Raw genomic sequence first — 22,980 nt, 5'->3', positions numbered from 1 at the left:
GCTGTTAATCCTTAGGGTGTCTTTAAGCAATGTGGCGCTCTTCACCGGCGCCAAAAAGATTGCTGGTGCAGCGGCCACAGAGTGTTGGATGTTCTTGATCGTGACCAACATCATCACGGTAATGCCAGCAGCGGCCACATTTTTGATGGTCAGACGATTTAACTGAAACCAAAATATCTGTTACGCCGTCTTTCGCTTCAACCGTAGCACTTGATGTGATGGTAATAAAGCGCAAATCATCACCTAATGATTGAAGTAGCGCAGCATCCGCAGGACTTGCAACAATATGAATCTCTGCCTGTAATGAAGAGCCTACTTTGCCAGCCTCACGTTCATTCTCAATCGCTTTAGTGATATCTGAGCGCATTTGTCGAATCTGCGCCCATTTTTTAATTAATGTCTCAGCAGATGAGACTTCAGGGAGTTGGTAAAACTCTTCTGTAAAGATCGTATCTTTGCTAGAGGTGTTGTGTGCAAAGATCTTCCAAGCTTCTTCCGCGGTAAATGATAGGAATGGCGCCATCAATCTTAGGAAAGATTGGGTGATGTGGAATAAAGCATTTTGAGCAGAGCGTCTTGCTGGAGCATCTGCTGATAGTGTGTAGAGGCGATCTTTGAGAATGTCTAGATAGAACCCACCCATATCTTCAGAGCAGAATGTCATTAAGCGAGAAACCGCAGGATGGAATTCATAGCGGTTGTAGTGAGCTAGCAAGTCATTTTGTACAGATTGCGTGAGAGCTAGTGCGTATTGATCAATCTCTAACCAATCTTTCGCATCCATCTGATGTTTAGTGATATCAAAATCAGATAGGTTGGCTAATAGGAAACGCAAGGTGTTGCGAATGCGTCGATAGCTTTCAACAACGCGTTTCAAGATTTCATCTGAAATCGTCATTTCACCAGAGTAATCAGTGGAGGCTACCCACAAACGAATAATTTCAGCGCCCATCTTGTCGGCAACTTCTTGTGGAGCAATCACATTACCAATGGATTTACTCATTTTGCGACCTTGGCCATCTACGGTAAAGCCGTGGGTGAGCAATGCTTTGTATGGTGGTTTGCCATCAAGCATGGAGCCGGTAAGTAGGGAGGAGTGGAACCAACCACGATGTTGATCTGATCCTTCTAGATAAAGATCTGCCCACCGGCCTTCGGAGTTAGCGCGGCTAGCATCTTCAAGCGTGCTGGCATGTGATCCGCGAATCACATGCCAATGGGTTGTGCCGGAATCAAACCAAACATCCAATGTGTCTTTATTCTTTTCATACATACCAGCTTCATCACCCAACATATCTTTTATGTCGATGGCTTGCCATGCTTCGATACCTTCTTTTTCTATACGGGCAGCAATTTTTTCTAAAAGCTCTGGTGTGCGTGGGTGCAGCTCACCTGTTTCTTTATGAATAAAGAATGCCATTGGCACGCCCCATTGGCGTTGCCTTGATAGTGTCCAGTCAGGTCTGTTAGCAATCATGCTGTGTAAGCGTTGCTTACCCCATGCTGGATAAAACTCAGTTGCTTCAATGCCAGCAAGCGCTGTTTCGCGCAATGTTTTACCTTCATGCGGTTGCTTATCCATGCTCGCAAACCACTGTGCTGTAGCGCGATATACAACAGGTGTCTTATGTCTCCAGCAATGCATGTAAGAGTGATTCAATTTTGCTGAATTTAATAAAGAGCCAACTTCTTTTAAGGCTTCGACAATGTGGGGGTTCGCTTTCCAGATGGATTGACCTGAGAAGAGTGGTAGCCAAGACGCATAAACACCATCACCCATGACAGGATTTAAGATATCTTTATCTTTTAAACCATGCGCTTTACATGATTTAAAGTCTTCTTCGCCGTAAGCCGGCGCTGAGTGCACTAGGCCTGTACCGCTATCAATCGTGACGTATTCGGCAAGATAGATAGGAGAGCGTCTTTGATAACCTTCATGCGCTTTTGCTAGCGGATGGTGAAATTCAAGGCCGCCCAATGCCTGCCCTTTGCAGGTTGCCACAATCGTGCCTTCAAGGTTGTAATCCTTTAAGCAAAATTCCACGCGGTCTTTCGCCAGAATTAAAAGCCCTTTAGCTGTATCAACTAAAGCGTATTCAATTTCAGGGTGTAGGTTAAGCGCTTGGTTGGATGGAAGCGTCCATGGTGTGGTTGTCCAAATCACCGCCATGCCATCTTTTTTGGGAAGTTGGCTTAAGTTAAACGCTTTGGCAATTAAAGGTAGTTGATCTTCAGGAAATGCAAAGCCAACATCAACTGCGATATCAAGCTTATCTTGGTACTCAACTTCTGCTTCAGCTAGAGCTGATCCGCAGTCAAAGCACCAGTTCACTGGTTTGAGACCTCTGAAGACATAACCTTTTTCTAGAATTTTTCCTAAAGCTCGAACTTCATCAGCTTCATTTTTAAAATTCATGGTGAGGTATGGGTTTTCCCAATCTCCAAGAACACCCAAACGTTCAAAATCTTTTTTCTGTTTCTCAATTTGAACTGAGGCATAAGCGCGCGCTTTTGCTTGAACTTCTGCAGTTGGTAAATGTTTGCCGAATTGTTTTTCAATTTGAATTTCAATTGGCATGCCATGGCAATCCCAGCCGGGCACATAAAGTGCGTCAAAACCAGAAAAACCTTTGGCTTTAACAATCATGTCTTTCAGGATTTTATTAACAGCATGACCAATATGAATATCGCCGTTGGCATAAGGAGGGCCATCATGCAGAATGAATGTATTTTTGCCTGCTTTGGCTGCTCTAATTTTTTGATAAATCTTTTTTTCTTGCCATTCTTTTACCCATAGAGGTTCGCGTTTAGGCAAATCACCTCTCATAGGGAATGTTGTATCAAGTAAGTTAACTGGGTAGTTATTTTTTTTGTCAGACATGGTCGGTTATTTCAAAGTAATTTTTTGCTGCCATTGCATCTGCATGAATGGCATTTTTTAATGTTTCTAAATCGTTGTACTTTTCTTCATCTCTTATTTTTTGAATTAGTTCAATTTGTACTAATTTTCCATAAACAGTTTGATGAAAATTAAAAATATGGACTTCGAGTAAATACCTTCCGGAATCATCTACGGTTGGCCTTTTCCCTAAGCTTGCAACTGCCGGTAGTGGATTGTCGCCTAAGCCGTGAACCTGAGCTATGAAAATTCCTTCTGCGGCAGGTTTTCTTTTGTGAAGGCGATTAGCCATCGAGATATTGAGGGTTGGAAATCCTAGGTCGCGACCTAGCTTTTGTCCATGCAACACATGGCCGCTAATGGTGTAGGGCCTACCTAGTAAATTTTGGGTTAACTTCAGGTCGCCGGTGGCTAAGGCTAGTCTAGTGGCTGAGCTTGAGATACGCGTATCGTTTTCAGATAGCGTATCCATGCGTTCAACTTCAAACCCCCACTTCTTACCGTTATCAACCAAGGTTTGGAAGTTGCCGGCTCGTTTCGCGCCATAGTGGAAATCATCGCCAATGAGGATGTATTTCACTTGCAAGCCTTTAACTAAAACCTTTTCAATAAAATCATCCGGAGCTAGAGAAGCAAATGCTTGATTGAAATGCTCGACCAATACTTGATGAATGCCGGTTGATTGAAGGGCTTGTAATTTATCTCTTAAGCTTAAGATTCTAGAGGGGGCTTTTTCGGGGGAAAAATATTCAATGGGATGTGGTTCAAATGTCATCACGCATGCTTGCAGCCCTTTATCCCGGGCTTTATCTACAAGCTTTGTTAGTAAAGCCTGATGCCCCCGATGCACGCCATCAAAATTACCGATGGTGAGCGCGCAGGGGGTCCAATTGGATGCCTGAGGAATGCCTCTAATTACCTTCATGTTGAGGTATGAATTATATTGGCGGGCATGACTTCAATTGTTATTCTTATTTCAGGCCGTGGTTCCAATATGGAAGCCATTGTTAAAACTGCCCAAAAAGATGCTTGGCCAGCCAAAATTGCTGCGGTAATTTCTAATCGACCAGATGCCTCTGGCCTTGATTTTGCTAGGTCTCACGGCATTCCTACGGCTGTCTTGGATCATAAAAAATTTAAAGATCGTGCTGAATTTGACCATCAGTTAGTGCAGTTAATCGACTCTTACACACCTGATTTGGTTGTTTTAGCAGGGTTTATGAGGATTTTGACTGGTGATTTTGTGAGCCATTACGAGGGGAAATTATTAAATATTCACCCATCTTTGTTGCCTTTATTCCCTGGTTTACATACTCATGAGCAGGCTTTGGCGGCTGGGGTGTCTGAGCATGGAGCCACCGTTCATTTTGTGACCGAGGCTCTAGACCACGGTCCAATGGTGATCCAAGCCTCTGTACCGGTGCTTCCTGGGGATGATGCGGATACCTTAGCTAAGAGAGTTTTAAAGCAAGAACATATTATTTATCCCCGCGCTGTGCGCTGGTTCATTGATAATCGTATTTCTATTGACCAGGGTCGTGTTCTGGTTAGTCCACCAGAGTCCCAATTACTCGTATCTCAGGATAAGTAACTAATGCGTATTGACCAAAAAGCGGTAGCAGCAAGAGCGAAGGCTTTGCCGCAACATGTTGAGCACCTCTCTATTTTGATTACGGAGTTGGCTCGTTTTGCCCACCCAGCGGATATGGTGGTGAGTCGCTATTTCCGTTCTCAACCCAAGCTGGGTAACCGCGATAGGGCATTGATTGCCGAAGCTTCATTTGCTTTTTTGCGCCGTAAAACTGAGATTTCTCAATTTGCCGAGAGTGGCCAGGGCCCTTTGGGTCGCCGCTTGGCATTGCTATCTCTTTTCATCACGATGGTTGAGAGTGGCTTGGGAAGTGGTAATCGCGCAGAAAGCGCATTGGCAGATTTAGCTTTTGTGGTGCACCCTGGTGAAATTGATTGGTTGCAGCGTTTTGGCACAATCGAGCGAGAGTCTTTGGCACCTCTGACAAGAGTTAACCTGCCAGAGTGGATTTGGAATGCTCTTGGTTCTTCCGTGCCTAAGGATCAATGTTTGCCGCTTGCTGAGGCGATGCTGAAGGCTGCGCCTTTAGATTTGCGCGTGAACACCATTAAAGCTGCGAGAGAAGAGCTTCTAGGCGTTTTAAATGACCTTGGCGGCCGCTACGCTGCTGAGCCTACCCCTTATGCTCCAAATGGAGTGAGATTAAAGGGTAAGCCTGCTTTACAAACTCAGGAGTTCTTTAAGCAGGGGTTGGTCGAAGTGCAGGACGAAGGCAGCCAATTATTGAGTATGTTGCTTGAGCCTAAGCGTGGTGAGATGGTGGTGGATTTCTGTGCTGGCGCTGGTGGTAAAACATTGTCTTTGGGTGCAATGATGCGCTCGAGCGGTCGCCTATATGCCTTTGATGTATCAGAAAAGCGCTTGGCTAATTTGAAGCCTCGCTTGGCGAAAAGTGGCTTATCGAATGTTCACCCCGTATGGATTGATAACGAAAACGATGCCAAGGTGAAGCGTTTGGCGGGAAAAATTGATCGAGTTTTGGTGGATGCTCCCTGTAGTGGTCTGGGAACTTTGCGTAGAAACCCAGACTTAAAGTGGCGGCAGTCGCCCCAAAGCGTGGCGGAGTTAACTCAAAAGCAGTTGTCGATTCTTCAATCGGCTTCTAGATTGTTAAAGCCGGGTGGGCGCCTGGTTTATGCGACCTGCAGTTTAATTTATCAAGAAAATCAAGGGGTTGTTGAGGAATTCTTGGCAGCCAACCCCAATTTTGAACTTAAAGATCCTAAAGAAGTATTGCGCGATAGCTTCCCAGCTATGGATAATTTGCCGATTGGCGCTAGTGCTAACTCTAAGTGGTGGCAGTTATTCCCACATTTACATGGTACGGATGGATTTTTTGGAGCCATTTTGGAGCGCAAGTCTTAAAAGTCATTAATTTTCTTTAACTTGCATTTAAAAGTAGTGATTTAGGTCAAAATCTTCTATAACTTCAGGGCGGTATACAGCAATTTTTGGTAAAATTGCTGTATTACATTTATAGAGGGATGGCCGGATGGCTTTTTTAGATTCAACAAGAGACTTTATTTTGCAATGGTTGGCCCATGGTTACCTTGATTGGGGTTGGGTTCAGATACTTGTTTTCACACTGGTTTTAACTCATATCACTATTGCAGCGGTAACGATCTTCTTGCATCGTTGCCAAGCGCATAGAGCTCTTGAGTTACATGCTATTCCTTCACATTTTTTCCGCTTTTGGTTGTGGCTCACAACCGGTATGGTCACTAAGCAATGGGCGGCTATTCACCGTAAACACCATGCTAAGTGCGAGACAGTTGATGATCCTCATAGCCCACAAATTTTAGGTATTGAGACCGTGCTGTCTCGTGGTGCAGAACTATATCGAGCTGAAGCTAAGAATGCAGAGACGATTGAGAAATTTGGTCACGGCACGCCAGACGATTGGATTGAGCACAACTTGTACTCCAAGTTTCAGTGGCAAGGTGTTGGGTTGATGTTGATTATTGATCTGTTCTTATTTGGAGCGCTAGGCGCTACTGTATGGGCGGTTCAAATGTTATGGATCCCGATTACTGCTGCGGGCATTATTAATGGGGTGGGGCACTATTGGGGTTACCGTAACTACGATTGTGAAGATGCCTCTACCAATATTTTGCCGTGGGGCATCATTATTGGCGGAGAAGAGTTGCATAACAATCACCATACCTATGCAACAAGCGCTAAGTTATCCAATAAGTGGTACGAGTTCGATATCGGTTGGGCTTATATTCGTGCGCTTGAGATGATGGGTTTGGCGAAGGTTAAAAAATTACCGCCTAAGCCAGTTCTAAGTGAACTGCGTCAAGCCTCTGAGCAAACTTTGCAGGCTGTCATTACAAATCGCTATGAAATCATGGCGCGCTATGCCAAGGTTCTACGTCAAACTTTTGACCAAGAGGTGCAGCATATGCGTGATTTAGCAGTGCAGTTTGGTGATCGTGGTGCATGGCTATATAAAGATGAGTCTAAATTAAGTGCTGAAGAAAAACAGCGCTTAGAAAAGTTGATGATTGCTAATAAGTCAGTTCAGTTAATGGTTGAGATGCGTCGTGATCTAGCTGCTTTGTGGGAGAGGTCTCACGTGACTAAAGAGCAGTTGTTGGCGCGTTTGCAGGAGTGGTGCCATAAGGCTGAGGCCAGTGGCGTAACTAGCTTGCAAGATTTCTCATTGCGCCTGCGTCGCTATGTGGCGTAAATCAAATCCGAAATACGCATAAATAAAAAACCCGCTTTAAGCGGGTTTTTTGTTGAAGCCATTAAAACTAAAGCAAAGTAATAAAGTGCTTACTTGATCTTAGTTTCTTTGTATGAAACGTGCTTACGAGCTTTTGGATCAAACTTCATGATTTCCATTTTCTCTGGCATGTTACGTTTGTTTTTTGTTGTTGTGTAGAAGTGACCAGTACCTGCTGTCGACTCTAACTTGATCTTTTCGCGACCACCTTTAGCCATTTTGTTGCTCCTTAGATTTCACCGCGAGCACGCAAATCAACCAAAACTGCGTCGATGCCTACTTTATCGATTAAGCGAAGACCGGCATTGGTAATGCGTAAGCTTACCCAACGGTTTTCTGATTCAACCCAAAAACGACGGTTTTGCAAGTTAGGCAAAAAGCGACGTTTAGTCTTATTGTTAGCGTGGGAAACATTGTTGCCGACCATCGGCTTCTTCCCGGTGACTTGGCATACTCTTGCCATGACACACTCCTTGAAATGCGAAAAAAAGAGATTGTAGCAGGTGGAACAAAACAATGCCACTACTTCCCCTTTATTTTTCACTCATTCATGGGGTTGAAAATAAAATAATATTCAAAATTAATAGGTTATAGATTTTTTGGGTGAGCAAATAACAATGTTAGTGCTCACTAGCTTGATTGGGTAAAATCGCGAGTTCTAACATTGAAATAGCTCCATTTTTAGAAACAATGCAGTGGTCCAATAGGTGAACTTCAATAAGGGCTAAAGATTTGGCGAGTGTTTTAGTTACGGCAAGATCTTCTTTGCTAGGGGTTAAATGCCCACTTGGGTGGTTGTGAGCCACTATCAAGTTACTGCAATTTCTGAGTAGACACGCCTTTGCTACTTCTCGAATATAAATCGCAGTTTGATTAATGGAGCCTCTAAAAATTTCTTCGCTATGAAGAAGTCGATTGTGAATGTCTAAATAAAGGCACATAAACACTTCATGATCTTTATGACCAATCGTATTAATTAGGAAAGACTTCACCATGTCGATGGAGCTGAATACATCTTGCATATGCAATTGCTCTAACTGGCTTCGCCTGACGAGCTCATGAGTCGCTCTTAATTGAGTCCATTTGGAGATGCCAATGCCTTTGAAATTTTTAAAGTCATCCAATGTTGAATTAAGGATCGAAGTAATCGAGCCAAAGTGAGTAAGTAGTTTTTTGGATAGTTCTAAGGAGTTTTCTCCTTGGCTGCCTGTGCGAATAATGATGGATAAAAGCTCCGCATCATTTAAAGAGTTGGGTCCTGAATGTGAAAGTTTTTCTCTGGGTTGGTATGGCTTACCCCAGTGTTTTATGGAATTTTGTGCATTTTTATCAGGGGTCGCTAAAATGCCATCATGACTGATATCAACACCTCCCCTGATGCTGGCGACCTTGTCGTGACAGCTACTTCTTATTTGACCCTTAATTACCGCATTGGTTTGCCTGAGGGTGGGGATTTGATTAATACTTTTGAAGATAAGCCCGCTACGCTGATGATGGGTACTGGGCAATTTTCCCCTGGTTTGGAGCAAGCTTTGCTTGGTATGCGTGTTGGTGAAAGAAAAACTTTTACCTTGGACCCTGAATCTTCTTATGGGGTTAAAAATCCTGAGTTGGTTCGCCGCATTTCGTTGAAAACGTTGCATGAGAACAGTTCTCCAGAAGAAGATTACTTGCCAGGCGATATGATTGAGTTCAATGCACCTAATGGCGCCACGTATTCTGGAACGTTGGTTTCGATGAGTGAAGACTCTGCTTTGTTCGACTTTAATCATCCTTTGGCGGGTAAGACGATTCAGTTGGAAGCTCAGATCATAGGTATTCTTTAAATGGCAGACTTGACCAATGAAGTGATGGTTGATGAAATTTTGCTGGCTCAGCCCAGAGGATTTTGCGCAGGTGTGGATCGCGCCATCACAATCGTTGAGCAAGCATTGTTGAAGTTTGGCGCGCCAATTTACGTTAGACATGAGATTGTGCACAACGCTTATGTTGTTGATGATTTGCGCAAGCGTGGTGCCGTGTTTGTTGATGAGTTGTCGGAAGTGCCGGTAGGTAGCACGGTTATTTTTAGCGCGCATGGTGTCTCCCCCGCAGTTAGACAAGAAGCTGAAGTTAGAGGTTTGAAAATATTTGATGCGACTTGTCCTTTGGTGACAAAGGTGCATGTTGAAGTGATGAAAATGCGTAAAGAAGGTATGCAAATCATCATGATTGGTCATAAAGGACATCCTGAAGTTGAGGGCACCATGGGCCAGGCACCTGAAGGCATTCAGCTGGTGGAGACAGTGAGTGACGTGGAGAAGTTAACGATTCCCAGTCATCTTCCAATTGCCTATGTCACTCAAACAACCTTATCGGTTGATGAGACTAAAGAAATCGTTGATGCGTTAAAGGTTAAGTTTCCAGAAATTCAACAGCCTAAAAAACAAGATATTTGTTACGCCACTCAAAATAGACAAGATGCCGTTAAGTTCATGGCTCCACAAGTTGATTTGGTGATTGTCGTTGGTAGCCCTAATAGCTCTAACTCGAATCGTTTGAGGGAATTGTCTGAAAAACTGGGTGTTATTTCTTACATGATTGATCACCCTGATCAATTAAAGCCGGAGTGGTTTATTAATAAGAAGCGCGTTGGGTTAACCGCAGGTGCTTCTGCTCCTGAGAGTTTGGCTCAATCGATTATTGATCGCATTAAAGAGCTAGGGCCACGTACGGTTAGAAATCTAGATGGTATTGTTGAGAACACCGCATTCCCATTACCAAAGGGATTAAATTAGGAGCCGAATTAATTCCCTTCTCCCAAATAAAAAAGCGGCCTAGGCCGCTTTTTTATTGCTTGGAAAATCTAAATATTGCTATTTAGATTAAAGCTACATTTTTAGAGATTACTGCATCTCTTTAAGAATACCTTTGAGCATTTCTGCCATTTTCTTCAGTTCTTCTCTACTGATGTTTAACGCAGGCATAAAACGCAGTAGATTAGGTCTTGGTGAGTTAAGCAGTAGACCGATAGGCTCGAGATTGCGAGCACGCTCAACAATTTCTGGCCCAATATCTCTATTTAATTTGAGAGCTCTTAGTAAGCCTTCGCCGCGCTCGCCTTCAAAACCAAACTCTTGGCTAATATCCAGTAAAAGTTCTCTTAAATAAGCGCCCTTAGCAATGACTTCATCTAGGAAGCCTGGTGCTAGTAACTGTTCAATGACGCTGCATCCCACCGCTGTCATTAATGGGTTTCCGTTATAAGTGCCGCCTTGGTCACCTGGCTCAAAACAAGCAACAGCATCGGTTGCTAACAAGGCCGCTAGAGGCACGCCACCGCCAATACCTTTGCCTAGCGTCATGATATCTGGTGTGATGTTATATAGCTGGTGACCAAATAACTTGCCAGTACGACCACAGCCTGTTTGCACCTCATCAACCATTAAAAGAATATTCTTTTCTTTTGTTAATTGACGTAATTGGCGCATGAATTCATGATCACTTGGAATCACGCCACCTTCGCCTTGAACAGGCTCTAGCATGACGCCAACAGTTTTGTCATTGATTAGTTTTTTAACTGATTCAATGTCATTGAGCTCTGCCTTGGGGAATCCTGGTACTTGAGGCGCATACATCGTATCCCAACCATCTTTACCGGAAGCGCTCATGGTTGCAATGGTTCTGCCATGAAAGCCGTGGTTAAAGGTGATAATTTCATAAGCACCATTTTTATGGAGCTTGCCCCATTTGCGAGCCAACTTAATGGCGCCTTCATTTGCTTCAGCACCACTATTCGCAAAGAAAACCTTATCAAAGCAGCTATTGGAGGTTAATAGATCTGCTAGCTTGATCATGGGCTCGTTATAGAACGCAGGGCTTGGATTAATAATCTTGCGCGCTTGTTTTTCTAGTGCCGCAATCATGCCTGGGTTCGAGTGGCCAAGACAGTTAACAGCCCAGCCTTGCAAGAAATCAAGATATTTTTTCCCTTGATGATCCGTTAACCAAGACCCTTGGCCTTCTGTGAAGACTAATTCAGGGCGTTTAGTGATGTACATCACTGAGTGGGTATCAATATTCATAGGGTTTGTATTTTCAGTCATATTGAAAGAAGGTTAGCAGAGTCATGTTAAGAATTTGAGGCAGCTTTTTTGGCTAGATCTGCTGCTGATGTAAAGGCATCCGCATAAAACTCATCACTAGGAAGTTTAGATTTCGCAACAAAATCATTTTTAGCAGATTCAACGACAATTGGGGCCCCGCAAGCATATACCTGATAGTTCGACATATCAGGATGGTCCTCTAATGCTGCTAAGTGAACAAAGCCCGTGCGGCCAGTCCAGTTATCTTCGGGAAGTGCATCTGATACGACAGGAATGTATTTGAAGTTAGGAATTTCTTTTTCCCAAGACTGGCAAAGTTCGTTTTTATAAAAATCTTTCGGGCGACGGCCGCCCCAGTACAAGCTGACTGGGCGTTGAATGCCCTGATGGCGCATGTGTTCAATGATGGCTTTAATGGGCGCAAAACCAGTACCTGAAGCGATGAAGATAATTGGTTTTTGAGAGTCTTCACGCAAGAAAAAGCTTCCTAAAGGGCCTTCAAAGCGCAGGATATCTTTTTCTTTCATCATCGTGCCGGACTCGCTGCTGCCGAAAACAAAATCAGTAAAGGAGCCGCCAGGCATATGACGAATATGTAACTCAATCGGACCTTCTTCATGAGGGGCGCTTGCTAGAGAGTAAGCGCGACGTTTATCTTTGAGCAAGAATTCAATATATTGACCTGCCACAAATTGAAACTTTTCTGTTGCGGGTAATTGGAGCTTAACAATAACAACATCATCAGCCACTCTGTCTAAGCTGCTGACGCGACAAGGAATTTTCTTAACAGGGATGTCGCCCAGACCTTCTACTTCTTTTACATTAATCGTTAAGTCAGACTGTGCTTTTGCGCAGCAAAATAGCGCGCAACCATCTAGAGCTTCTTCAGGGCTAAGCGCTTTTTCACTATGATTGCCATGAGTTACTTGACCGCTTTCTACTTTGCCTTTGCAAGAACCGCATGCGCCATTTTTGCAACCATAGGGTAAATTGATGCCTTGGCGGATAGCAGCCTCAAGAACGGTTTCATCTGGATTGGCAGTGAAAATTTTGCCGCTAGTTTTTAGAGTTATTTGATAAGACACGCACATTCCTTTTTAAAGCATTACGATTGAGCTCATGCAACGTTTAGGTAAACCTAGAATTCTAATAGTTGGTTGCGGTGATGTTGGACTGCGCTTACTTCCTCAATTAACGTCCTTTTATAAGGTTTTTGCCTTGACGTCTTCTGAGGATCGAGCGCCTATTTTAAGAAAAGCTGGTGCTGTTCCCATTTTTGGAGATTTAGACCGAGCTGATACTTTATGGCGCCTACCGCAGTTAGCTTCACAGGTAATCCATCTTGCTCCACCGCCATCGATAGGGCAAACAGACACGCGCACGCACAACTTACTCAGGATTTTAGCCCAGGGGGGCGGATTTATCAGGCAACTGATCTATATCAGCACCACGGGGGTCTATGGAGACTGTGGTGGCGCTTTTATTGATGAGGTAAAAGCCGTTAATCCTCAAACTTTAAGAGCTAAGCGACGGGTGTCGGCCGAGGCTCAAATTAGGGCTTGGGCAATACAAACCGGAGTGGCTGCACATATTTTGAGGGTGCCAGGTATTTATGCTCAAGATCGCTTGCCACTTGAAAGAATTAAGCGTGCCACCCCTGCTCTAGAGGCGTCAGAAGACGTCTATACCAACCATATTCATGCGGATGATTTGGCTAGATTAATTAAATTAGCGCTTTACAGAGCAAAACCACAACGAGTGCTCAATGCTTGTGATGATAGTCAAATGAAAATGGGGGACTATTTTGATGCGGTGGCTGATACTTTTCAATTACCTAGACCTCCGCGTGTCAGTAAAAAAGAGTTGGAGGCAAGGATAGATCCCATGATGCTATCTTTTATGAGTGAATCAAGGCAGATTCAAAATCAACGCTTACGCGAGCTTGGATTCCGCCTTCAATACCCAACAGTCCAGGATTATTTGAGTTTTACTTCCAAGTATCTTTTAGGCCAACACAACGATTAAACACAGGGTTTGCCGGAGTGTGGTCATTGCGATCGGCCACAAAGTAACCATGGCGTTCAAATTGGAAGCGTTGCTCGGGTGCCACATTTGAAAGACTTGGCTCTAAGTAACAGGTCAAAGTTTCTTTTGAATGTGGATTTAATGCATCCAAGAAATTTTTATCCCCGCTATCTGGGTGTGGGTCTGTGAATAATCGATCGTAAATGCGCACTTCCGCTTTGATGGCGGTTTTAGCGCTGACCCAGTGTAAGTTACCCTTAACCTTGTAGTTGTCAGAGCCTGGTGTGCCACTTTTGCTATCTGCAAAATAATTGGCGTGAACAGCAGTTACTGCTCCATTTGCATCTACATCGTAGCCGGTGCATTCAATCACAAAACCATGGCGTAGACGCACTCGACTACCTGGTTGACCGTCTTTCGGTGGCGTTAGTCTAAAGAAACCTTTGATGGGCTCAACCATGAAGTCATCGGCTTCAATCCATAATTCTTTGGTTAGATTGAATTCGCGGCGACCCCAATCTTCATGGTGAGGATGTTTGGGAGCGGAGCAAGGTTCTGAGTGGTTTTCGTCAAAGTTATCAAGAATAAGTTTGAGTGGTTTTAGAACAGCAAAAGCTCGCTCTGCACGCGCGTCTAAATCATCGCGGAGAGCTTGCTCTAAGACAGACATGTCAATCCAGCTATCCGCTTTGGATACACCAATTCTTTCGCAGAATAACCGCAAGCTTTCAGGGGTGAAGCCTCTGCGGCGAATACCAACAATGGTTGGTAGGCGTGGGTCATCCCAACCATCGACACGTTTTTCATCAACTAGCTGCAATAGTTTTCTTTTGCTTGTGATGGCGTAGGTAAGATTTAAGCGTGCAAATTCATACTGCTTTGGTAGGGGGTCTTTAAATACACCAGCCTCTTTTAGTGCTTCAAGCACCCAGTCGTAAAGAGGACGGTTATTTTCAAACTCTAAGGTGCAAATCGAGTGAGTGATATTTTCAATTGCATCAGAGATGCAATGGGTGAAATCGTAGAGCGGGTAGATACACCATTTGTCACCAGTTCTATGATGGTGTGCGTGGCGGATACGGTAAATCACGGGGTCGCGCATCACGATATTTGGGTGGGACATGTCGATTTTTAATCGTAGGACGAGGGCGCCATCGGGATATTTACCCGCTTTCATATCCCTAAATATCTCAAGACTCTCAGCGTTGGGGCGATCTCTGAAGGGGCTATTTTTTCCTAATTCAGAAAAGTTACCACGGTTTTTGTGAATCTCATCCGCTGTTTGACCATCGACATAAGCTTTGCCCGCTTGAATCAGTATCTCGGCAAATTCATAAAGTTTGTCAAAGTAATCACTTGCATAGTGTTGATGAGCCACACCATCTTTAACCCAATCAAAGCCTAACCAACGAACCGCGTCAATAATGCTGTCCACGTACTCTGTTTCTTCTTTGGTCGGATTTGTATCGTCAAAACGTAAATGACAACGCGCGCCATTCGGGGCGTGAGCATAATCGCGCGCTAAACCAAAATTAAGGCAAATGCTTTTAGCGTGACCAATGTGGAGGTAGCCGTTTGGTTCTGGTGGAAAGCGTGTGATGATGCTGGGCAGAGGTTTGCCGGTTGCATCTACACGGTTGGCATGCTTACGAGTATTTAAGTCGCCATCAATGATTTGGCGCAAAAAATTCGAGACCTCAGGGGTCTCGAATTTTGAAGGATTTGGGTTCTTCTTTTCAGACATACCCATATTGTAGATTTATTCTTCGACGAAGGCTTCTTCTCGTGTTTTCTTAACCGCTGGCAAGGTCACAATCACCACTAACGCTGCAGCTGCAATTAAGAGACCTAAGGACAATGGGCGAGTAAAGAATACCGTGAAATCACCTCTTGCTAGAAGCATCGCACGACGGAAATTTTCTTCCATCATCGGGCCTAGAACAAAGCCAAGAAGTAATGGCGCACCTTCGCATCCTAATTTTGTAAATAAGTAACCAACAATCCCGAAGGCTGCTGTTAGATAAATGTCAAAAGTTGTGTTGTTAACTGTGTAGACGCCGATACAGCAGAACACCAGAATGGCTGGATATAAGTGTTTGTATGGAATAGTTAATAGCTTGACCCAAACACCGATCATTGGCAAATTCAAGACGATTAACATCAAGTTACCAATCCACATAGAGGCAATCAAGCCCCAGAATAATGCTGGATTGGAGCTCATCACTTGTGGGCCAGGTTGAATGTTGTGAATCGTCATCGCGCCTACCATCAAAGCCATCACCGCATTAGGAGGAATGCCTAATGTAAGGAGTGGAATGAATGATGTTTGAGCGGCTGCATTATTAGCAGACTCTGGGCCGGCAACACCTTCAATCGCACCTTTACCAAATTCTGCGCTGTATTTAGAGGTTTTCTTCTCTAATGAATAAGCGGCAAATGAGGCTAAAGCTGCACCACCACCGGGTAAGACACCCAGTAATGAACCAATTGTTGTGCCACGTAAAATTGGTGGGATCATGCGCTTGAAGTCTTCTTTACCAGGCCATAAGCTGGAAACTTTATCCAAGAAGGTTTCACGATTTTCTTTTTGCTCAAGGTTGGTCATGATTTCAGCAAAACCAAACATGCCCATGGCAACTGCCACAAAACCAATACCATCTGTTAATTCAGGAATATCGAATGAGTAACGCGCTGTTCCAGAGTTAACATCCGTTCCGACTAAACCAAGCAATAGACCTAGAACAATCATGGCAATCGCTTTAATCAGTGAGCCAGATGCAAGTACTACCGCGCCAATTAAGCCTAAAACCATTAAAGAGAAGTATTCGGCGGGGCCAAATTTAAATGCCAACTCTGATAAAGGTGCTGCAAAAGCAGCCAATACCAACGTGGCAGCGCATCCAGCAAAAAATGAACCCATGCCGGCTGTAAATAGGGCAACACCTGCGCGTCCTCGTCTAGCCATTTGATAGCCATCAATCGCCGTTACTACCGAGGAGGATTCTCCAGGGATATTCACCAAAATAGCTGTAGTTGAACCACCATATTGGGCGCCGTAATAAATACCCGCCAACATAATAAGAGCTGCAACTGGGGGGAGAGCGTAGGTAGCAGGTAATAGCATCGCAATGGTTGCAATAGGACCTAGTCCTGGTAGTACACCAATCAATGTGCCTAGTACGCAACCAATCAAGCAATAAGCTAAATTTTGAAGTGTGAGCGCTGTTGAGAAGCCTAGAGCTAAGTTATCTAATAATTCCATGATGTGCTCCTCTGTTTAAGCAGTAAAGAAACTTGGCCAAACTTGGAACTGGAGTTTTAAGCCCCAGACAAAAGCCACATAAGCAATCACATTCAGAATCACGGCATTAACAACCGTGCCTTTCCAGTGGAATTCGTGACTGGCCATTGCGGAGATAAATACCAATACAAATAAGGAAAGTACAAGACCCAAGTCAGCTAGAACAACGCCGAATAGAACTACCGAGCCTGTTACCCATAGAACGGAAGGCCAATCCCATTTAGGAATCTGATCTTTTTCACCCTTTTTAGAGAGTGCGCCCATTGTTACGATGGCTCCTAATATGGCTAAGACGATACCAAGCCAGAACGGGAAAAATCCTGGACCCATTTTTGCAGTTGTACCCATGTTGTATGTGGTGGCGACATATGAAAATATGAGACCAATCACCACAAACATGAGACCCGAAGCAAAGTCTTTTTGGCTGCGAATTTGCATCTTGCGCTCCTTTATATTTGTTATTTATTTATGCCTACTGCGGCACATTGTAAGCTTCATTAAAGGTATATTGATACCTTTGTTACTTAGGGTTTATACGGAAAGGCTCGCTCTGAGCGATAATCACGGCTATGAAAGTTACTCAAATTCGCGAAAATTTCCTTAAGTTCTTTGAATCAAAAGGGCACCAAATTGTTGCCTCTAGTCCAGTCGTTCCTGGTGATGATCCAACCTTGCTATTTACCAATGCGGGTATGAATCAGTTCAAAGATGTGTTTCTTGGCTTTGATAAGCGCCCTTACACGAGAGCAACCACGGCGCAAAAGTGTATTCGCGCAGGTGGTAAGCATAACGACTTAGATAATGTAGGTTATACCGCGCGTCATCACACTTTCTTTGAAATGTTGGGTAACTTTTCGTTTGGCGATTACTTCAAACGTGACGCGATTACCTATGCTTGGGAGTTGCTGACGACTGTTTATAAATTACCTGCTGATAAGTTGTGGGTGACTGTTTATGCGGAAGATGATGAGGCTTACAACATTTGGGCAAAAGAAGTGGGTGTGCCTACTGAGCGAATTATCCGTATTGGCGATAACAAAGGTGCTCGTTACGCATCTGATAATTTTTGGATGATGGGCGATACAGGTCCTTGCGGACCTTGCACTGAAATTTTTTATGATCACGGCGAGGAAATTCCTGGGGGTCCTCCTGGCAGCCCTGAAGAAGATGGTGATCGTTACATAGAAATTTGGAATAACGTTTTCATGCAATTTAACCGCGATGAAGACGGTGTGATGCATCCATTGCCGAAGCCAAGTGTTGATACAGGTATGGGCTTAGAGCGTATTGCTGCTGTTTTGCAACATGTGCACTCAAATTATGAAATTGATTTGTTTGTTAATTTGTTGGCAGCAGCTAAGGCAGCTGTTGATGAAGCTGGGGCCGGTAATTGTGACGCTGCTAGCCCATCATTAAAGGTTATTGCCGATCATATTCGAGCTTGCACGTTTACCGTTGTTGATGGGGTGATTCCGGGTAATGCTGGCCGTGGTTATGTGTTGCGCCGTATTACGCGTCGCGCGATTCGTCATGGTTATAAATTGGGTGCTCGCGCGCCATTTTTCCATAAGCTTGTTTCTGCATTAGTTAAAGAGATGGGTGATGCTTATCCTGAATTAAAAGCTAACGAGACAAAAGTTATTGAAGTACTTAAGCAAGAAGAAGAGCGTTTTTTCCAAACGATTGCGAATGGTATGGAAATTTTGGAAGCTGCCTTATCTGCTAGCTCTAAAGTGATTGATGGTGAAACAGCATTTAAATTACATGACACATTTGGTTTTCCGTTAGATCTGACCGCCGACGTATGTCGCGAGCGAGGTGTGACGGTAGATGAAGCTGGTTTTGAAGTGGCAATGAATCGTCAGCGTGATCAAGCAAGAGCTGCCGGAAAATTCAAGATGTCGCAAGGCTTGGAGTACAAGGGCGCGCCAACAGTGTTTCATGGCTATGATTCCTTAAATCGAGAGGGCGCTAAAGTTTTAGCCCTGTATGTAGATGGTACGCAAGTTAACTCTATTCAGTCTGGCGATAGCGCTGTGGTTGTTTTGGATCACACGCCTTTTTATGCTGAATCCGGTGGTCAAGTTGGCGATGCTGGGGAGCTGCGCAATGCTTCGAGTCTTTTTGACGTTGAAGATACTCTTAAGATACAGGCGGATGTGTTTGGGCATCATGGTCAAGTATTAGAGGGTGAGATTAAGGTGGGCGATCAGTTCAACGCTAAGGTCAATGCTGAGAGGCGAGCTCGAACGATTCGTCACCATAGCGCCACTCATTTGATGCATAAAGCTTTGAGAGAAGTTTTAGGTGCGCATGTGCAGCAAAAAGGTTCTTTGGTGGATGCCGATAAGACACGCTTTGACTTTACACACGCCAGCCCAATGACTGCTGATGAAATCGCTCGTGTAGAAGAGATTGTTAATGCTGAAATTTTGGTAAATGCGCAAGCTTCTGCGAAAGTGATGAGCTTAGATGATGCGCAGAAGACTGGTGCCATGATGTTGTTTGGCGAGAAGTATGGTGAAACCGTACGCGTTTTAGAAATTGGTTCTTCAAAAGAGTTGTGCGGTGGTACGCATGTGCAGCGTACAGGTGATATTGGCTTATTCAAGATTCTTTCTGAAAGTGGCGTGGCTGCGGGTATTCGTCGTGTAGAAGCAATTGCAGGTGATCGTGCTCTTGCTTACTTGCAGCAGTTAGATGCTCAAGTTAATCAATTGGCGGCAAGCTTGAAAGCAACGCCAAATGATTTAGCCCAACGTATTTCACAATTGCAAGAACATGCCAGATCTTTAGAAAAAGAACTTGAGCGTTTGGGTTCCAAATTAGCTGCTAGCCAAGGAGATGAGTTGTTATCGCAGGCTATTGAGTTAAAAGGTATCAAGGTCCTTGCAGCTCAGTTAGATGGCGCAGACGCTAAGGTTCTTAGAGAAACCCTAGACCAGTTGAAAAATAAATTGAAGTCGGCTGCGATTGTTTTGGCATCGGTGCAAGATGGCAAGGTTCAATTAGCAGCGGGTGTTACATCGGATGTTTTGGCAAAGGTCAAGGCTGGCGAGTTAGTTAATTTTGTTGCTCAACAAGTGGGTGGCAAAGGTGGCGGTAAGCCGGATATGGCGATGGCTGGTGGTACTGACCCTAAAGGCTTGCCTAGCGCATTGCAAAGCGTACAGAGTTGGGTAGCTGAACGTTTATGACAATTCCAGATGTTATTCATAAGGAAGTGGATGCTAGCGGACTTAATTGTCCGCTACCTATTTTGCGTGCCAAGAAAGCTCTAGCTGATATGCAGACTGGTGAAATTTTAAAAATCATCGCCACAGATAGTGGTTCATCTCACGATTTCCCAACTTTTGCAAAACAAACAGGTAATGAGCTAGTTGCTTCAGAAAGTCTGGGTGAAGCTTTTGTCTTTTATTTAAAGCGCCGATAGCAATAGACTAAATGTTGATGAAAATCCCTTGCCTTATATTTTCATGGCAATAACTAGTTGTTTTTTCTGAGTGCTATTTATTAATAGCAGCTTTGAATGTGTATGAGATTAACAGCAAGCTAATTTCTGCCCACAATGTTAATCATTGAAGTCGTGCCAATCTTTTCCTCGCTCTAGATCTACTCTGATAAGACGGGGGTGTCATTGAGAGATCCTCTATCTAGATTGCGAGTTACTCCAGTAATAGCAAAAAACAAAAGAACTGTTGCTAAGAAAGACGATCCAAAAATTAGCGGTGAAACATTCTTCTAGCTCACTTCGGATCCTAATAACCCATATAAATTAGAGGTAATTTATCTTCATATCTTGATTGAATATATACCAAGTTTCATATATTATTTACTTTAATATATGATTTAAGGTATAAAAAATGAAAAATACCATCAAAACTATCCCTCATGTCACCCAAGACCTTAAAGAATTAGGCTCGTTTCTGCGTATTGCCCGCAAGCGCAGAAGGCTCACCATGACAGAGGTCGCAGATCGCCTTAATTTAAGCTATCAAACGGTTACCAGAATAGAAAAAGGCGATCCGTCAGTTTCGGGTGGTGGCTACTTTAGTGCCCTATGGTTATATGGCCTAGATGGTGCTGCATTAAGCGGCGTTCATCCTGATAATGATAAGCAAGGCAAGGCGCTCGAGGTCTCTCGTCTGCCGACTCGCGTGGGTGCAAAACGGTTAACCAAGGATAAGCATGATTTCTGAAATTATTGTTTTTGTGTATTTACCAGGAGAACTCGAGGCAGTCCCCGCAGGTACTCTGACGCTTACTCAAATTGGCAAAGAACTTTCGAGTAAATTTGTGTATGGCTCGCGCTACATGCAGCGCAGTAATGCTATCGAGCTAGACCCCATTAGCTTGCCTTTTAAATCAGTTCCCCGAAATGCTGGTGAAGAAATTACTCCGATTGCAGGATTGTCGGTATTCGGTGCCTTTCGAGATGCTACCCCAGATGCTTGGGGGCGCAGAGTCATTGAGAAGCACCTTAAAGCAGTTAACTTACCGGAAATCGAATACATTAAATATTCTTACGATGACCGTGTTGGAGCGCTTGACTTTAGAGATTCGCCGACTGCCCCACCTCGGCAGCATCCTTTTAATAGAGTTTTAGATTTGCAATATCTTCTCGATTGCGCTGACAAAATTGAATGTGATGAACCCGTTCCAGATGACATGTTGCAAATGTTTAACTATGGTGCAAGCATGGGTGGAGCAAGACCCAAGGCTGTTGTTGAAGATAATGCTGGTCTATGGTTAGCGAAATTTCGAGCACGTAATGATAAATTTGATTACGCTAAAGTGGAGTCGGCTACTTTATTGCTCGCCAAAGAGTGTGGTATTAATATCCCTGAGGTTCGTGTCCAAGCAACGGGTGACGCCAATATTTTTCTAATCAAACGATTTGATCGCCACAAATCAGGAGCTAGTTATACCCGCACACATTTTATTAGTGCCCTAACTTTACTTGGTAAAGATGAGTCTGAATCTCTTGGCTCATCTTATACAGATATTTTGACTGCCATCATGCGTTATGGGCCGAAAGAAAATTCTCCCATGAAAAAAGAGTTATATCGCAGAATGGTCTTTAATATTTTGGTGGGTAATGATGATGACCATCTACGCAATCATGGCTTTATTTACCAAGATGGTTGCTACTGCCTCTCTCCTGTTTATGATATTGTGCCTGCCCCAGCGATTGCTACGGAGCGTTATCAACATTTAAATGTTGGTCAATATGGCCGCCTGGCTACTCTCAATAATGCCCTCAGCCAATGCGAATTATTTGGGCTCTCGAAAACTCAGGCAACTGTTTTAATAAAGGAAATGCAAAGCATTGTTTCAAATTGGAGAACTTTTTTTGCAGAGCAAGGGGTGAGCTCGAAAGATGTTGCTGTTCTGGAGAAGGCCTTTCACCGAGCGGAGACTCTCCCCCTCAACACATAATTTCTCACCCTAAATCATTAGGCTTAACGGATTGATTACTTTATCTATTTTTTAAGAAGTCAGCAAAACTATCTTTTACTTCAGGGTGTCTTAAAGCAAATTCAACTGTTGCTTTAAGGTAGCCAAGTTTGCTGCCGCAGTCATAGCGGGTGCCCTCGTATTCATACGCGAGGACTTGTTCTTGTTGTAATAGTGATTGAATCGCATCAGTTAGCTGTAATTCGCCGCCGGCGCCTGGTTTGATTTGGCGAATATGATCAAAGATTCTTGAAGACAAAATATAGCGACCTACAACACCCATATTAGATGGGGCTTTGGATGGCTCTGGTTTCTCAACTATTCCGTTTAATTTGTAGATGTGGTCTTCAAATACCTTGCCATCGATGACGCCGTATGACTTACTTTGTTCCGGAGCAATTTTTTCCACGCCTAAGATGGAGCTACGGTAGTGTTGGTATTTATCGACCATTTGTTTCATAACGGGAACTTTGCCATCTAATAAGTCGTCCGCCAAAATGACGGCAAATGGTTCGTCGTCAATTAATTTTTCAGCGCATAACACTGCATGGCCCAAACCTAGCGCTTCTGGTTGGCGGATGTAAATACAGTCCACATGACTTGGTTTAATGCTTCTGACTAATTGAAGAAGTTCTTTTTTATTTTTAGCTTCTAACTCTGCTTCTAATTCGTAGGCTTTATCAAAATGATCTTCAATCGCACGTTTGCTACGACCGGTTACGAAGATCATTTCAGTAATGCCAGCAGCCATCGCTTCTTCAACCGCATATTGAATCAATGGCTTGTCCACTACGTTGAGCATTTCTTTTGGGCTTGCCTTGGTGGCAGGCAAAAAGCGTGTGCCAAGACCTGCTACTGGGAATACTGCTTTGGTAATAGTATTTTTCATAT

At 43.9% G+C, this 22,980-nt stretch carries 21 protein-coding genes; 10 read left to right on the top strand and 11 right to left on the bottom strand.

Going from position 1 to position 22,980, the window contains the following annotated elements; genetic code table 11:
- Nucleotides 1–22 precede the first annotated feature (22 nt).
- Complete coding sequence (gene ileS, locus ICV01_RS07600; protein ID WP_215287148.1) at nt 23–2,881, bottom strand: isoleucine--tRNA ligase; 2,859 nt, start codon at nt 2,879–2,881, stop codon at nt 23–25.
- Nucleotides 2,874–3,824, bottom strand: a complete 951-nt coding sequence (locus ICV01_RS07595; protein WP_215287147.1) for a bifunctional riboflavin kinase/FAD synthetase — start codon at nt 3,822–3,824, stop codon at nt 2,874–2,876. The genes ileS and ICV01_RS07595 overlap by 8 nt, the downstream gene beginning before the upstream one ends.
- A 27-nt stretch (nt 3,825–3,851) precedes the next feature.
- On the opposite strand from ICV01_RS07595, the gene purN reads away from it, so the two are divergent.
- The 3 genes from purN (at nt 3,852) to ICV01_RS07580 (ending at nt 7,182) form a co-directional block, all read left to right on the top strand.
- Nucleotides 3,852–4,490 (top strand): phosphoribosylglycinamide formyltransferase, encoded by a 639-nt coding sequence (gene purN / locus ICV01_RS07590; protein WP_215287146.1) that lies wholly within the window; start codon nt 3,852–3,854, stop codon nt 4,488–4,490.
- Nucleotides 4,491–4,493: 3 nt separating this feature from the next.
- Nucleotides 4,494–5,855, top strand: a complete 1,362-nt coding sequence (locus ICV01_RS07585; RefSeq protein WP_215287144.1) for an RsmB/NOP family class I SAM-dependent RNA methyltransferase — start codon at nt 4,494–4,496, stop codon at nt 5,853–5,855.
- A gap of 127 nt (nt 5,856–5,982) precedes the next feature.
- Nucleotides 5,983–7,182 (top strand): fatty acid desaturase, encoded by a 1,200-nt coding sequence (locus ICV01_RS07580; protein WP_215287142.1) that lies wholly within the window; start codon nt 5,983–5,985, stop codon nt 7,180–7,182.
- A gap of 89 nt (nt 7,183–7,271) precedes the next feature.
- On the opposite strand, the gene rpmG is transcribed toward ICV01_RS07580, so the two are convergent.
- The 3 genes from rpmG to radC form a co-directional block, all read right to left on the bottom strand.
- Complete coding sequence (gene rpmG, locus ICV01_RS07575; protein ID WP_088813097.1) at nt 7,272–7,439, bottom strand: 50S ribosomal protein L33; 168 nt, start codon at nt 7,437–7,439, stop codon at nt 7,272–7,274.
- Nucleotides 7,440–7,450: 11 nt separating this feature from the next.
- Nucleotides 7,451–7,684, bottom strand: a complete 234-nt coding sequence (rpmB, locus tag ICV01_RS07570; RefSeq protein WP_215287141.1) for a 50S ribosomal protein L28 — start codon at nt 7,682–7,684, stop codon at nt 7,451–7,453.
- A 157-nt stretch (nt 7,685–7,841) separates the two neighbouring features.
- On the bottom strand, nt 7,842–8,531 hold the full coding sequence (gene radC, locus ICV01_RS07565; protein WP_251369423.1) for a DNA repair protein RadC: 690 nt from the start codon (nt 8,529–8,531) through the stop codon (nt 7,842–7,844).
- Nucleotides 8,532–8,573: 42 nt separating this feature from the next.
- Here radC and ICV01_RS07560 point away from each other — a divergent pair, with 42 nt between their 5' ends.
- A complete protein-coding gene (locus ICV01_RS07560) occupies nt 8,574–9,047 on the top strand; it encodes a peptidylprolyl isomerase (protein ID WP_215287139.1) in 474 nt (157 codons plus the stop codon).
- Entirely contained in the window at nt 9,048–9,998 is a 951-nt protein-coding gene (gene ispH / locus ICV01_RS07555) for a 4-hydroxy-3-methylbut-2-enyl diphosphate reductase (protein ID WP_215287137.1), read from the top strand.
- A 108-nt stretch (nt 9,999–10,106) separates the two neighbouring features.
- Here the strand turns inward: ispH and ICV01_RS07550 are convergent, their stop codons facing one another.
- Nucleotides 10,107–11,285, bottom strand: coding sequence for an acetylornithine transaminase (locus tag ICV01_RS07550; protein WP_215289177.1), 1,179 nt, complete (start codon nt 11,283–11,285; stop codon nt 10,107–10,109).
- Between the two features lie 47 nt (nt 11,286–11,332).
- Nucleotides 11,333–12,391: a CDP-6-deoxy-delta-3,4-glucoseen reductase gene (locus ICV01_RS07545; protein WP_251369339.1), complete on the bottom strand. Its 1,059-nt coding sequence runs from the start codon at nt 12,389–12,391 to the stop codon at nt 11,333–11,335.
- Between the two features lie 34 nt (nt 12,392–12,425).
- Between ICV01_RS07545 and ICV01_RS07540 the strand changes: the two genes are divergently transcribed.
- Nucleotides 12,426–13,331, top strand: coding sequence for an SDR family oxidoreductase (locus tag ICV01_RS07540; RefSeq protein ID WP_215287127.1), 906 nt, complete (start codon nt 12,426–12,428; stop codon nt 13,329–13,331).
- Here the strand turns inward: ICV01_RS07540 and ICV01_RS07535 are convergent.
- Genes ICV01_RS07535 through ICV01_RS07525 form a run of 3 tightly spaced genes read right to left on the bottom strand, consistent with a single transcriptional unit; the run spans nt 13,294 to nt 17,070 of the window.
- Nucleotides 13,294–15,075, bottom strand: coding sequence for a glutamine--tRNA ligase/YqeY domain fusion protein (locus ICV01_RS07535; protein WP_215287125.1), 1,782 nt, complete (start codon nt 15,073–15,075; stop codon nt 13,294–13,296). The genes ICV01_RS07540 and ICV01_RS07535 overlap by 38 nt on opposite strands.
- Nucleotides 15,076–15,090: 15 nt before the next feature.
- A complete protein-coding gene (locus tag ICV01_RS07530) occupies nt 15,091–16,593 on the bottom strand; it encodes a tripartite tricarboxylate transporter permease (RefSeq protein ID WP_215287123.1) in 1,503 nt (500 codons plus the stop codon).
- A 15-nt stretch (nt 16,594–16,608) separates the two neighbouring features.
- Nucleotides 16,609–17,070, bottom strand: a complete 462-nt coding sequence (locus ICV01_RS07525) for a tripartite tricarboxylate transporter TctB family protein (protein WP_215287121.1) — start codon at nt 17,068–17,070, stop codon at nt 16,609–16,611.
- Nucleotides 17,071–17,201: 131 nt separating this feature from the next.
- Between ICV01_RS07525 and alaS the strand changes: the two genes are divergently transcribed.
- The 4 genes from alaS (at nt 17,202) to ICV01_RS07505 (ending at nt 22,071) form a co-directional block, all read left to right on the top strand.
- Entirely contained in the window at nt 17,202–19,829 is a 2,628-nt protein-coding gene (alaS, locus tag ICV01_RS07520; protein WP_215287119.1) for an alanine--tRNA ligase, read from the top strand.
- The gene (locus tag ICV01_RS07515) at nt 19,826–20,065 is read left to right on the top strand and encodes a sulfurtransferase TusA family protein (RefSeq protein WP_215287117.1); all 240 of its coding nucleotides are present in this window, start codon (nt 19,826–19,828) and stop codon (nt 20,063–20,065) included. The genes alaS and ICV01_RS07515 overlap by 4 nt, the downstream gene beginning before the upstream one ends.
- Nucleotides 20,066–20,495: 430 nt before the next feature.
- Entirely contained in the window at nt 20,496–20,831 is a 336-nt protein-coding gene (locus ICV01_RS07510; RefSeq protein WP_215287115.1) for a helix-turn-helix domain-containing protein, read from the top strand.
- Nucleotides 20,821–22,071, top strand: coding sequence for a type II toxin-antitoxin system HipA family toxin (locus tag ICV01_RS07505; protein WP_215287113.1), 1,251 nt, complete (start codon nt 20,821–20,823; stop codon nt 22,069–22,071). The genes ICV01_RS07510 and ICV01_RS07505 overlap by 11 nt, the downstream gene beginning before the upstream one ends.
- Nucleotides 22,072–22,111: 40 nt before the next feature.
- Here the strand turns inward: ICV01_RS07505 and galU are convergent, their stop codons facing one another.
- On the bottom strand, nt 22,112–22,978 hold the full coding sequence (gene galU / locus ICV01_RS07500) for a UTP--glucose-1-phosphate uridylyltransferase GalU (RefSeq protein WP_215287111.1): 867 nt from the start codon (nt 22,976–22,978) through the stop codon (nt 22,112–22,114).
- Nucleotides 22,979–22,980 lie beyond the last annotated feature (2 nt).

This window comes from Polynucleobacter sp. MWH-Spelu-300-X4 (assembly GCF_018687515.1).
Taxonomy (GTDB): Bacteria; Pseudomonadota; Gammaproteobacteria; order Burkholderiales; family Burkholderiaceae; genus Polynucleobacter.
This window is presented reverse-complemented; position numbering and strand designations above follow the sequence as displayed.